Origin of the sequence: Haloarcula sp. CBA1127, from assembly GCF_001485575.1 — an archaeon.
GTDB lineage: Archaea > Halobacteriota > Halobacteria > Halobacteriales > Haloarculaceae > Haloarcula.
Window position 1 is genome coordinate 1,706,979 of record NZ_BCNB01000006.1, and the last position, 12,316, is coordinate 1,719,294.

The 12,316-nt window shown below is 61.7% G+C and carries 13 protein-coding genes and 1 tRNA gene; 12 read left to right on the forward strand and 2 right to left on the reverse strand.

Features of this window, described 5'->3' with window-relative positions; all coding sequences use genetic code 11:
• The first annotated feature begins 131 nt into the window (after nucleotides 1-131).
• Nucleotides 132-1,133: an archaeosortase A gene (gene artA, locus AV059_RS13275; protein WP_058995089.1), complete on the forward strand. Its 1,002-nt coding sequence runs from the start codon at nucleotides 132-134 to the stop codon at nucleotides 1,131-1,133.
• A 24-nt stretch (nucleotides 1,134-1,157) separates the two neighbouring features.
• On the opposite strand, the gene dph5 is transcribed toward artA, so the two are convergent.
• A complete protein-coding gene (gene dph5, locus AV059_RS13280; RefSeq protein WP_058995091.1) occupies nucleotides 1,158-1,937 on the reverse strand; it encodes a diphthine synthase in 780 nt (259 codons plus the stop codon).
• A gap of 75 nt (nucleotides 1,938-2,012) precedes the next feature.
• On the opposite strand from dph5, the gene AV059_RS13285 reads away from it, so the two are divergent.
• From AV059_RS13285 to AV059_RS13335, 11 genes are all read left to right on the forward strand, one after another.
• Nucleotides 2,013-2,993, forward strand: a complete 981-nt coding sequence (locus tag AV059_RS13285) for a class I SAM-dependent methyltransferase family protein (RefSeq protein WP_058995093.1) — start codon at nucleotides 2,013-2,015, stop codon at nucleotides 2,991-2,993.
• 46 nt (nucleotides 2,994-3,039) lie between these two features.
• Nucleotides 3,040-3,291: a hypothetical protein gene (locus tag AV059_RS13290; protein WP_058995094.1), complete on the forward strand. Its 252-nt coding sequence runs from the start codon at nucleotides 3,040-3,042 to the stop codon at nucleotides 3,289-3,291.
• Nucleotides 3,292-3,352: 61 nt separating this feature from the next.
• Complete coding sequence (locus AV059_RS13295) at nucleotides 3,353-4,900, forward strand: DASS family sodium-coupled anion symporter (protein ID WP_058995097.1); 1,548 nt, start codon at nucleotides 3,353-3,355, stop codon at nucleotides 4,898-4,900.
• A gap of 141 nt (nucleotides 4,901-5,041) precedes the next feature.
• A complete protein-coding gene (locus AV059_RS13300; RefSeq protein WP_058995099.1) occupies nucleotides 5,042-6,340 on the forward strand; it encodes an amino acid ABC transporter substrate-binding protein in 1,299 nt (432 codons plus the stop codon).
• A gap of 5 nt (nucleotides 6,341-6,345) precedes the next feature.
• Nucleotides 6,346-7,233: a branched-chain amino acid ABC transporter permease gene (locus AV059_RS13305; protein WP_058995101.1), complete on the forward strand. Its 888-nt coding sequence runs from the start codon at nucleotides 6,346-6,348 to the stop codon at nucleotides 7,231-7,233.
• The gene (locus AV059_RS13310; RefSeq protein WP_058995103.1) at nucleotides 7,230-8,294 is read left to right on the forward strand and encodes a branched-chain amino acid ABC transporter permease; all 1,065 of its coding nucleotides are present in this window, start codon (nucleotides 7,230-7,232) and stop codon (nucleotides 8,292-8,294) included. The genes AV059_RS13305 and AV059_RS13310 overlap by 4 nt, the downstream gene beginning before the upstream one ends.
• The gene (locus AV059_RS13315) at nucleotides 8,287-9,072 is read left to right on the forward strand and encodes an ABC transporter ATP-binding protein (protein WP_058995105.1); all 786 of its coding nucleotides are present in this window, start codon (nucleotides 8,287-8,289) and stop codon (nucleotides 9,070-9,072) included. Before AV059_RS13310 ends, AV059_RS13315 begins: the two co-directional genes overlap by 8 nt.
• Before the next feature lie 2 nt (nucleotides 9,073-9,074).
• Nucleotides 9,075-9,824: an ABC transporter ATP-binding protein gene (locus AV059_RS13320; RefSeq protein ID WP_058995107.1), complete on the forward strand. Its 750-nt coding sequence runs from the start codon at nucleotides 9,075-9,077 to the stop codon at nucleotides 9,822-9,824.
• A gap of 3 nt (nucleotides 9,825-9,827) precedes the next feature.
• Entirely contained in the window at nucleotides 9,828-10,241 is a 414-nt protein-coding gene (locus AV059_RS13325) for a universal stress protein (protein WP_058995115.1), read from the forward strand.
• A 78-nt stretch (nucleotides 10,242-10,319) separates the two neighbouring features.
• A tRNA-Thr gene (locus AV059_RS13330) sits at nucleotides 10,320-10,393 on the forward strand.
• 366 nt (nucleotides 10,394-10,759) lie between these two features.
• Nucleotides 10,760-11,065, forward strand: a complete 306-nt coding sequence (locus AV059_RS13335; protein WP_058995117.1) for a hypothetical protein — start codon at nucleotides 10,760-10,762, stop codon at nucleotides 11,063-11,065.
• Between the two features lie 71 nt (nucleotides 11,066-11,136).
• Here AV059_RS13335 and AV059_RS13340 read toward each other — a convergent pair whose 3' ends face one another.
• Nucleotides 11,137-12,177 carry an NAD(P)-dependent alcohol dehydrogenase gene (locus AV059_RS13340; protein WP_058995119.1) on the reverse strand — a complete coding sequence of 347 codons (1,041 nt, stop codon included), beginning with the start codon at nucleotides 12,175-12,177 and terminating at the stop codon, nucleotides 11,137-11,139.
• Nucleotides 12,178-12,316 lie beyond the last annotated feature (139 nt).

The window sequence follows — 12,316 nt, forward strand, 5'->3', positions numbered from 1 at the left end:
CCCTGAACACCGTTCTTTCTTTTGCGCGCTACGCCGGTAGCGGCGGCGCTGCCGTTGACTCGTTCTGACGACGACACCGCACAGTAGCGCAACGACAAAACATATACGCCGGTTTGGCTAACGTACGAGCAATGAGTGAGACAGTCCTGCAGACGGGCGTCGACATCGCTGGACTGTCGTTCGACCCGGTCACGGTCTCGGAACCGCTGATGTGGCTTGTTCTTGTGGCGTTTCTGGGAAGCGTAGCCATTGCCCAGTACGACGAGGGACTTGCTCGCCCAGTTGGAACGGGCGGCTGGGTTCTGTTCGCAGCGTACTGGCTCGTTCTGGCACCACACTTCATCTTGATACAGAAAAGCGTCGTCGAGGGGCTGGGAAGCGTCATCGCCGTTCCACTGTCGCTGTACACCGGCTACTTACTCTGGAACGGCCGGGAGTCGCTGCTGGTGTTGACCCGTGCCATCGGCATCATGGGCGTCATCTACGTGCCCTTCCTCACTATTGGACCACTCCGCCAGACAATCATCGAAATCGTCACCGATCAGGTCGTCTTCCTGATGACGCTCATCGGGTACGACCCAATGGTGGTTGACGGGCTCTCGCACAACGGCATCGATATCGCGTCGAAACAGTACCCCTACGAGAACACGTTCTGGTTCGACGGGAACGAGCGGCCGATAACGTACACTATCATTCTGGCCTGTACGGGTATCGGCAGCATCTCCATCTTCGCCGGCGGAATACTGGCAGTCAAGGCACCGTGGCGGCGGAAGCTTCGCGTGCTGGTCGTGGCCGTCGGCATCATCTACGTACTGAATCTCATTCGGAACCTCGGCATCGCGCTGGCATTTGGCCTCCAGAAAGCGCAGTTCTTCCCGGGAACGGTCATGGCGCTGTTCGGCCTCAGCGACGCACAGCTGGTGTCCTACTACATCGTCGACCGGATGCTGGCGCAGTTCGGCTCAGTCATCGTCCTCGTTGGGCTGACGTGGGTGCTGATGCGGGAGCTACCGGAGCTCACTGTTATCATCGAGGACCTCCTGTTTCTGGTGACCGGAACCGAGTACGACCTTGGAACGACATTCGAAAAGGACCAGTCGGAGTCGGGTCCTGCGACGCCCGGTGACGACTGAACTGCGTTGCAGAACCGACGCTCGCTATTCTAACGCTGCGCCAGCAAGTGACTCCAGTGTATCCGCCTCAAGTGGGTGGAGCGAACCGGGAATGACAAGCAAATGGAGTGGGTCGCCGAACGTCTGCGTAGCGAGTTCGTCGAGCGTGTCAGCGACCACTAATGGGTCTGGACTGCCAGCTCTGGCCACGACAACCCCGAGCGTGTCCGGAAACGGCTCCGACAGCATAGCGGCGGCCTGGCTGGCGGTCATGTACGTGTCGTCGCTCTCGTCCCAGTGGGGGTCGTCGACCTTGATGTCGAGGTAGACCAGCGTGTGCAGGTCCCGGTCCCGATTGTCCTTGATGGTAGCGACGACGCTGTCCGGTACGCCGTCACCGCCGTGTGCGTCCTCGAACGGAAGGGTCGTAGCCTTCCCGAAGCGGTAGTTCTGCAGGCCGGTCAGCGAGCCGGCAGCAGTCTGGGCGGTTGTCCCGTGAACGATTCGGGTTTCGATACCACGGTCCGCGGCCCGAAGCCGGAGGTCAGTGTGTGTCGTCGAGACCATTGTATCCCCGGCGGTACAGAAGACGACGTTTTCGCTCTCGGCGGCTTCGAGAATCGGCTCAGGGTCCTGTTCGATGCCGGCTCGGTCCCTGACTTCGATACTCGTCTCCAGTGTGTCCGCCAGCGTTTCGATATCAGTACCGATCAGCCGGCTTGTGTAAAATTCAGCGAACACCCGGTCAGCGTCCCGGATGGCGTCGCGGCCCGCGACCGTGACCGAGCGCTCATCATAGAGGCCCAGCCCGACGAATGTGAGCATATCCGAAGTGGGTCGTCGCCGGGGATAAAGGGCGCGAAGCGTCAGGCTTACCGCCCGTGGTCGGGGAGGGGGAGTATGGGCGTTCCCTGCGTTCGCGTTCCCCGCGAGGCCGGCGAAGAGACGCGCCAGCGCCTCGCCAAGGCAAACCTCGTTGACGACGGCTATGACATCACGGTCGTCGACGGGCAGCTGTACGTTCCTGTCACTGACCCCACAGCGGTGCCGTCGGACCTCACCGTTGTCGAGGCAGACCCGCCGGTCCGCGAGGGCCAGACGATGCCGGCGGACGCCCTCGAATTCGACCCGAGCTACGAGCGCATCGGTGATGTCGCGATTGTCGATGAAGACGATGACGAACGAGCCCGAATGATCGCCGATGCCATCATGGATTCGGACCTGCCTGTGCGGGCGGTGTTGAACCGCGCATCGAAGATCAAAGGCGAACAGCGGGTCCGGGACTGGGACGTACTCGCTGGCGACGGAACAGAAGTCACCCACCGGGAGTACGGCTGTACGTTCGACCTTGACCTCGCCGAAGTGTACTTCTCGCCGCGGCTGGCGACGGAACGCCACCGCGTCACCGAGCAGGTCAGCGAGGGCGAGCAGGCCTTCGATATGTTTGCCGGTGTCGGCCCGTTCGCGATTCCGTTCGCCAAACGCGGGGCGACCTGCGTCGGAACGGACATCAACGAGACGGCGATTGAGTACCTCCGAGCAAATGCGGAGCAAAACGGCGTCTCCAACCGCGTGACCGGCATCTGCGGCGATGTACGCGAGGTCGCCGGCGAGTACGAGGGCTGGGCTGACCGCGTCGTCATGAACCTGCCCCACAGCGCCGACGAGTTTCTGGAGACCGCCGTCCGCCTGGCGGCCGACGAGTGCGTGCTGCATTACTACGACATTCAGCACGAGAATGACCTGTTCGGGCCCGGCGAGCGAGCGATCCGGGCGGCTGCGGAGCAGGCCTACGACGTGACGGTCGAAACGCGCCACACCGTTCGATCCTATGCCCCGAAGGAACACAACGTCGTTCTCGACGTTCGACTGACGCGCTGAAACGAACAATTATGTCCATTCGTCTGATGGTGGGGAATAGTAGCAGATGGAGGTGAGCGAGGATGACGACATCGACATCCACAATATCTCGCCGACAGCGTGGCGTCTTCTCCGCGTTGCGGCGGGGTTCGGCCAGCGGGAGGTCGAGGTGGAAATCGACGATATCATGCAGGCTCACATCTCAATGCTAGAGAACAACAACCGGAGTCTCTCGGAGCAACGGCTTGAAGTGTTGTTCGAACTGTACCAGTCGGAACTGACCACCGAACAGGTTCGCGTGCTGGTTTCGAAGTTCTAACCATGACCGAACGGACATTCCACGGATGCCAAGACGCGGCGGCTAACCGGCGGTGCCGGCCATGACCTGGTCGGGTCGAACGCAACCGCGGCGGACGGCAGCGGCGATTACCGTCGCCCTCGTCTCAACGGCCGCGATAGCCGCAGCCCCGACGCCGGCTGGCCTTGACATCGCCGCACAGTACGCACTGGCGACGATGGCCTTTGCGGCGATTCTCTGGGTGACGGACGCCCTGCCGCTCCCGGTGACGGCGTTGCTGATACCGGTGTTGCTGACGGTGTTCGGTATCTACACCGAGATGGAAGCCGCGCTCTCGGGCTTTGCCGACCCGCTCATCTACCTGTTCGTAGCGGGGTTCATGCTCGCGAAGGCGCTCCAGACCCACAACATCGACCGCCGCATCGCCCTGCGCCTCATTAGTTGGATGGGGCGTTCACCGCGACTGCTCATTCTGGCAATCATGGTCGCGACGGCGTTTCTCTCGATGTGGGTGTCGAACACGGCAACGACGGCGATGATGACGCCCGTCGCGCTGGGTGTGCTTGCCGAGGTCGTTGGTCGAGATGTTCCCGATGACGAGGCATCGAACATGCGAATCGCGACCTTGCTCGGAACGGCCTACGCGGCAAGCGTCGGCGGGGTTGGAACCCTCATCGGGACGCCGCCAAACGTCGTCGCCGTGGCGTTTCTCGACAGGCTCATCGGCGTCGAGATATCGTTCGTGCAGTGGCTGGCAATCGGGCTACCCATCGTCGTACTGACCTTGCCGCTGACGTGGTACGTCCTGACGTTCTGGCTGTACCCCCCGGAGGTCGAGGACGTAAGCGGGGCGAAAACACAGGCGAAAGCGTACCTTGAGGAAGAAGGGCCACTATCCGAAAGCGGTCGGCGCGCGGCGTATATCTTTGCGGCCACCGCGGGACTGTGGATTCTCGGTGGACTCGGATTCCTGTTCGAAGGAATCCTTCCCGAACCGGTGTTTGTGACGCTGTTCGGCGGCACAGGCGAAACTGTGTTTGGGCTGATGGGCCATCACGGCGTTCTGTACCTCGTGGTGGTCGGACTGCTCGCGATCCCAGCACTCGTCCTATCGGGGGCTGACGACTGGGAGAATCTGGTCGACATCGACTGGGGGACCATTATCCTGTTCGGTGGCGGCATCTCTCTGGCGGACGCGCTGGCTGAAACTGAGGCGACGACGTGGCTGGCACGGACCGTCTTCGACACACTGGTCGGCGCACCGTTGGCCCTCGTCGTGCTCGCTGTCGTCATCTTCACCGTGCTGGTGACGGAACTGTCCTCGAACACGGCGACGACGACGATACTCGCACCGATCCTCATCGGCCTCGGAAGTGTGCTTGCTGGAACGCTCGGCGTCGAACCGATACAGGCCGCTATCACGCTGACGGTTACCGGGGCTATCGCGGCGAGTTTCGCGTTCGCACTCCCAGTCGCGACTCCGCCGAACGCCATCGTCTTCGGGAGCGGCCACCTAGAGCAACGAGATATGATACGGGCCGGTGTCGTGCTGAACATCCTGATGACGCTCGTGTTGACAGGGCTCGTTCTCGTTTCCTTCGCAGTCTTCTGGCCGCACATACTCTGGTAGGCCGCTTTTCGGTGTGGCTCGTTCCGACGGAGTAGTTGTACGGACACGTCTCTCCGCCACAGTATCCTTAACATTTAATAGGGTATGTCACAACGGGACGTACAGGCCGTGTATCATTGATACACGGGCGTAAAACGACCTATGACTGGAAAACAAGACCGACGCGCGTTTCTGAAGGTGGCAGGAAGCACAGGTGTTCTCGGACTGACGGGGCTCGCTGGCTGTTCCGGTGACGGTGGCGACGGGGGCGATGGAGGTAGTGGCGATGACGGCGGCTCTACCGGGGAAAGCGGTAGTGGAACGAGCGTCATCACCCTTGGCGGGTCGATGAGTCTCACGGGAGACAACGCCGACCTCGGGCAGTTGTACAAGGACGCCTACGAACTGACCATCCAGCGCATCAACGAGTCCGGTGGCATCGAGGCTGGCGACGGCAACACGTACGAACTGGATATGGTGCTCCGTGACGACGGGACCGACGCTTCCCAGTCGAAGTCTATCTATCAGGAACTCATCGACCGCGAGGGGATCGACTACCTGCTCGGGCCGTACTCTAGTACGGTCACCCTGCCCGCGAGCGCCGTGGCCGCACAGAACCAGAAACCGATGGTCGAGGGCGGTGGTGCGAGCCCGGAGATTTTCGCACAGGGTAACGAGTGGATTTTCGGCCTCCTGCCGACGGCGAACAAGTACGCCAAGAGCTACATCGATATGTGCCTCGCGCAGGACTCAGCACCCGAGTCTATCGCGATTCTTGCCGAGGACGGCACGTTCAGCCAGTCGACTGCGGAGGGTGCACGTAACAAAATCAGCAACACAGATCTGGAACTGGTTGTCGACCAGACGTTCCCGTCCGATACGTCTGATCTCTCGACGAACCTCGGCAGGGTCCGGGACAGTGGCGCAGATATCCTCCTGTTGTGTGCCCACCAGAAGCACAACATCATCCTGGCTAACCAGATGGAGAGTCAGGACGTCAACGTCGATGCGGCGATGGGAACCGTCGGGAGCCTCAACGACTCGTTCAAGGATGAGGCCGGCGCGAACGGCGACTACATGTACGGGCCATCCTCGTGGGCAGTCAACGCGGACTTCGACGACCCGGTGTTCGGCAAAACCGGCGACTTCGTCTCCGGCATCGAGGAGAACTACGACTACACGCCGGACTACCACAGTGCGGCTGGCGAGGCGGTCATCCTCACCTTCATGAACGCCTTCCAGAACGTCGACGAACTCAACCCGACGGCGGTCCGGGACCACATCCACCAGACCGAGTTCTCGACAGTGTACGGCACCGTCACCTTCGATGACAGCGGCGTCATCGACAAGAACATGCTGGTCTACCAGTGGCAGCCTGAGTCCGACCTTCAGATAGTGTACCCGGACAACGTGGCGCAGTCTGCTCCGGTGTACCCGATGCCTGACTGGAGCGAGCGCTGAGAGCGATGGCTGCCACCCAATTCGTCGTCAACGGCCTGCTGGTCGGTGCGCTGTTCGCAGGCGTGGCGGTCGGATTCGCGCTCATCTGGGGGGTCGTCGACATCATCAACCTCGCCCATGGCGAAATGGTGATGCTCGGTGGCTACACCTCTTACTGGGTGCTGACGCTGGTCACCGGGAACGCGGAGGGGTCGCCGCTCCTGTTCCTGGCGACCATCCCGGTTGCCATCGCCGTGCTGTTCGGCATCGGGTACGCGCTCCAGCGGACACTGGTTTCACGAGTCATCGGGACTGACATCTTCCTCACGCTGCTGGTGACCTTCGGCGCGAGCATCGCCATCCAGCAGCTGGCGATACAGGCGTGGTCGGCGAACCCACGGTCGATTCAGGTGAGCTTTGCGGACCCGTCGATGAACCTCGCTGGCATTGTCGTCCCGAAGATGAAACTCGTTGCCTTCGCCGGCGCACTCGTCCTCACTGCACTCCTGTACGTGTTCCTCCAGAAGACACGGACCGGACGAGCGATACGGGCTGTCTCACAGAATCCCGAGGCCGCGGCCCTGGTCGGCATCGACGTCGAACACACCCGTGCGGTGACTTTCGGCGTCTCCTCGGCTATCGCCGGCGGTATCGGCGCGTTCATCGCCGTCATCTTGAACATCCAGCCACAGATGGGACTCATCTACACGCTCAAGAGCTTCGTCATCGTCGTCTTCGGCGGTGTCGGAAGTATCCCCGGCGCGCTCATCGGCGGGCTCTTGCTGGGTTCCGTTGAGGAACTGGTCGCAGGGTTCATCTCCTCGCAGTGGACACTCGCCGTGACGTTCACTGCGCTCATCGTGTTGCTCGTCGTCAAACCCAATGGTCTGTTCGGACAGGGGGCTGAACAATGAGCACGAGCGATGAGGAGTCTCGGGGCGTCCTCCGGTCGGTCCTTCCGCCCGAACAGGTCGACCGGTTCCTCAGTACGTGTGACGCCTACGGCTGGCAACTGCTGGCCGTCAGCACGCTCGCCGCGGCCGCGTTGCCGCTACTGGGGCTGGAGGCTGGCTATCGGATGACCGTCTTCACCGAGATGTTCTTATTTGCCATCTTGGCGCTGTCCTGGGACCTCGTCGGCGGACAGACCGGCTATCCGAGCTTTGGGAACATGGCGTTTTTCGGTATCGGGGCGTACGCGACGGCAATTCTAACAAAAGACTTCGCGCTCTCGTTCCCGGTCGCGTTCCTCTTAGCCGGCCTGCTGGCGGTGACCTTCGCGGCCGTCATCGGCGTCATCGTCCTCAGGCTCCGCGGCCACTACTTCGCTATCGCTACGCTCGGCGTCTTGCTGGCCGCGCAGCAGATCTCCCGGAACCTCGATATCACCGGCGGGGCCAGCGGAAAAATCCTGCTCCAGACGCCGTCGGGCGAGACCTTCTACTACCTCTTCCTGGGGGTTCTCGTCGTCGAGATGGCGCTCGTGTACTACCTCTCGGGGACGCGCTTTGGCTTCGTCCTGAACGCAATCCGCGACGACGAGGAGAAGGCCACGGCGATGGGGTTCAATACCACCTACTACAAGACGGCCGCGTGGATGCTGGCCGGCCTGTTCACAGGCTTTGCCGGCGCCGCGTACAGCCTGTTCAACACGTTCATCGACCCCCAGACGGCCTACAACGGCGCGTGGAACGTGGAACTCATCGCGATGGCGCTGCTGGGCGGGTCCGGCACTGTCGCCGGCCCCGTTCTCGGTGCCTTCGGTCTCCACACCATCATCGAACTCGTGGAGACGTACGCAGTTGGGTGGCAACTCGTCCTGCTCGGTGGAGCTGTCATCATCACGGTCATTGGCTTCCCCAATGGTGTCGTCGGAACGCTCAGCGAATACGCGAGCCAGATGGACTACTACAAACACGGCGGCATGGCCGCCACAGACACTGACGACGGATCGGAGGTGAGTGCCGATGAGTAAGGCAACGAGCGGCCCGGCACTCGACACGGACAGCGACCGTGCGGTGCTGCGGACGGACGGCGTCACAAAGCGCTTCGGCGGCTTGACCGCCGTTGACGACGTGGACCTCGAAATCCACAGCGGTGAAATCGTCGGCCTCATCGGGCCGAACGGTGCCGGCAAGTCCACGCTGTTCAACTGTATCACCGGGGCGCTGACGCCCGACGAGGGCCGGGTCTACCTTCAGGGCGAGGATGTGACGGACTGGCCCGAACACAAGATCGCACGGGCGGGCTTGGGCCGGATGTTCCAAGAGACCCGTATCTTCGGAGACATGACTGTCCGGAAAAACTTGCTGCTTGCGGCCCAAGAGGGCGGCGCTGACGTGTCCAGTCTCATGCGTCGCCCCGACAGTTCGCTGCTCGCCCGCACAGACGAACTGTTGGACTATGTCGACCTGGGCGGGCTTGCGGAGACCCGCGCCGGCCGAATGAGTTTCGGCCAGCAGAAGCTGCTTGAGTTCGCGATGGAACTGATGTCGGAACCCGAAATTCTGCTGATGGACGAACCCGCCGGCGGCATCAATCCCTCCATGCTGGGGAATCTCATCGACTACATCCGCAACGCCAACGAGGAGCAGGAGTCGACCATCTTCCTCATTGAACACAACATGGACTTCGTCATGGATATCGCCGACCGCATCTACGTTCTGGCCCACGGCGAACGCATCGCCGAGGGAACGCCAGAAGAGATACAGAATGACCAGCGCGTGCTCGACGCGTACCTCGGGAGGGAGTGAATATGGCATCCACACCAGACGCCACGAACGAACCGACCGGGGACCCGGTGCTTCGAATGGAGAACGTCACAGCAGGGTACGGCAACACCACCGTGTTGCACGACGTGAGTATCGCTGTCGAGGACGAACAGGTCGCCTGTCTTATCGGCCCGAACGGCTCCGGGAAGTCCACACTGATGAAGAGCATTTACGGCTTCGCGGATGTCCAGACCGGGACGGTGTCGTTTCGAAGTGATGACATTACTGGCCGGTCGCCCCAGCAGAACCTCGCTAACGGGATGAGTTACGTCCTGCAGGACGCCAGCGTCTTCCCTGGGATGAGTGTTCACGAGAATATGCTGATGGGCGGCTACGTGTTCAACGACGACGACCGCGCCGCCGCCCGCGCCGAGGAACTGTACGAGGAGTTCCCGGTACTGGCCGACCTCCGGAGCCAGTCGGCTGGCACCCTCTCGGGTGGCCAGCGTCGCCTGCTGGAACTGGCCCGCGCGCTGATGGTCGAACCGGACGTGATGATGCTTGACGAGCCGTCGATCGGACTCGAACCGAGGTTTATCGACGACGTGTTCGAGCGCATCGAACAACTCAACGACCTCGGAACCACTATGTTGCTTGTCGAACAGAACGCTGAAAAAGGGCTCTCTATTGCCGACCGCGGCTTCGTGCTCGCAAGCGGCGAAATCAAGTTCACCGGCACGGGGACCGAACTGCTTAACGACGAGGAAGTCGGACGCTTGTATCTAGGAGGGTAAAACATGTACACAATACTTGTTCCAGTCGATGCCGATGAGGACCGCGCCCGTGGCCAGGCCGCATTCGTCGCGGAGCTACCGTCTGCTGAGACCGAGATCGAGGCCGTGATCACGCACGCCCTGACCAAAGAAGAGGCGGAAGCGCCCGAGGAGATACGCAACGTCGAGCGGATCTCGACGGTCAGGCTCGTGCGCGATTACCTTGAAGACCAGGACGTCGACGTCCAACTGGCAGAGGGGCAGCAGCCGCCGGCCGACGGCATCATCGAGCTGGCTGACGAGTTCGATGCCGACCAGATCGTCATGGGGTCGCGAAAGCGGTCGCCGACCGGCAAGGCCGTGTTCGGGAGCGTTTCCCAGCAGGTCCTGCTTGAGGCAGACGACCCGGTCACCGTCGTCGGGTCCCGAGAGGAGTGAGAACGTTCCTCTCGGTGGCCCCGATTCGCAATCCTTATTGCGGTTATGCGTCCAACAACTGATGTACGCGAGCGACGCGCCGGTGTAGCTCAGACTGGCAGAGCGAATCCTTCGTAAGGATTAGGCCGAGGGTTCAAATCCCTCCACCGGCTTTCTGCAAGGAACGAACGCGACGAGCGAAGGCTATCGAGGGATTTGAGCTGGGCAAGAGCTTTGCTCCGACCGTGGTTCACAGTCCTCCACCGGCGTCCTCTTTCCAATGCCGTTTTGACAAGTATCTCTCATACCCATGACACTCTGCCAGCAACCGTCGGTCCTCTGTTGCTGGCATAGCGATGTCCCACGAGCTGTATAAAAACGACCCTCGTCAGTGATGCAATACGGCGACGGACTGCTGGACAAAACGTCCAGTTGTAAACGATGGTCACACAGTACGGACTACCGAGGGGTACTGCGGTGTGTTCACGAGACTGGCACGACGGACATACGTGTGGGCAGTCAGAAGGAGTGTGGTTCTAATGGGTTTCAGAAACGCCTGGCACCGCGACACCGACGAAGAGGTCTGTTGCATCGCCTGCGGCGACACGGTTGCCCGGTCGAATGCCCGCGAATACGACAAGTACGGCGACCGCTGGAACCGCGACGGCAAGTCCTTCGAGTACCTGTGTAAGCCCTGCTACCGGGAGCACTGTCACTTTGGCCGAACCGGGCTGGAAGACCGACTCGAAGCGGCCGGTGCTGGGACCGTGCGCCGAGACGTGTTTCTCAGACGTTATCACGTTCTGGCTGACGAAACAGAACAGACCCACGCCGACGGGCGGTAATCCGAAAGGCGAGTGCCCTATTCAGCGATACGGCACCGCAACACAGGCAGTTCAAGAAGCGAACGGGCGGTTCAGGGTGTGATGACTGCTCGGCCCTCAATCTCCCGGTCTTCCAGCATCTGTGCGACGGTGTTCACCTCGCCAAGGTCGTACTGGGTCGTGTGCAGGTCGACCGCGCCGCGGTCGACGAGTGCGACCAGTTCCTGCAGTTCGGTGTACTGGCCGACGATGTTGCCCTGATAGGCAAATTCGCCGTTGACGAGCGCCTGTGCGGGTTCGTGGATGTGGCCGCCGTAGCCGATGATATGGTGGTCGCCGCCGGCGGCACAGATGTCAGGCGCGAGCGCTGTCGTCTCGTCCGCGCCGACGAAGTCAAGCACTTGTGCGGCGCCGACACCGTCGCTGATGGCTTCGACCTCGCGAGCGACGTCCTCGCTTTCGGGGTCGATGGTGTAGTGTGCGCCGAGGTCGTCGGCGAGGTCGCGGGCGGACTGCTTGATGTCGACGGCGACGAGGTCAGCGGCACACATCGCGTCGAGGCACTGGAGGCCGATGTGGCCGAGGCCGCCAATGCCGATGACGACAGCGGTGTCGCCAGGGTTGAGCCCATCGACCGCCTTCTTCGCCGCGTGGTAGGCCGTGATGCCGGCGTCGGCGTGCGGGGCGATGTCGGCCGGGTCGACGCCCTCGGGCAGGGGAATGACCGACCGGTCGCTGGTCAGGAGCTGGTCGGCGAAGCCGCCGTCGGTCGTCAGACCATTGAACGCGTCGTTCTCGCAGTACATTGTCTCGCCCTGTCGGCACGGTCGGCAGGTGCCACAGGTCTGGACCGGGTGACAGATGACCTGGTCGCCTTCCGAGACTATGTCGACATCATCGCCGGTCTCGACGACTGTGCCGGCGTTCTCGTGGCCCAGTGTCATCGGGAGGTCCTGCGGGACGTACTGCTCCCACATCCCCTCGATGATGTGGTTGTCAGTCTGGCACCAGCCGGCCCCCTCGACTTCGACGATGACATCATCTCCGGATGCGACCTGTGGCGCATCTACGTCATCTATCGAGAGCCCGTTCGACATGTCGTGCGTGTACTCGTGGAGTCTGGCTGCGCGCATCGTTCTGTGTCCGGACGAAACGGCAATAAACACACATTATAAAATATTAGAGATATTGGCGGTATCGCCCGCTCCACTGTCTGAGAGGAGTATCAGCCACTCGGCCAGCGGCTGTAGACTTCGAATCCGGGTACAAAGA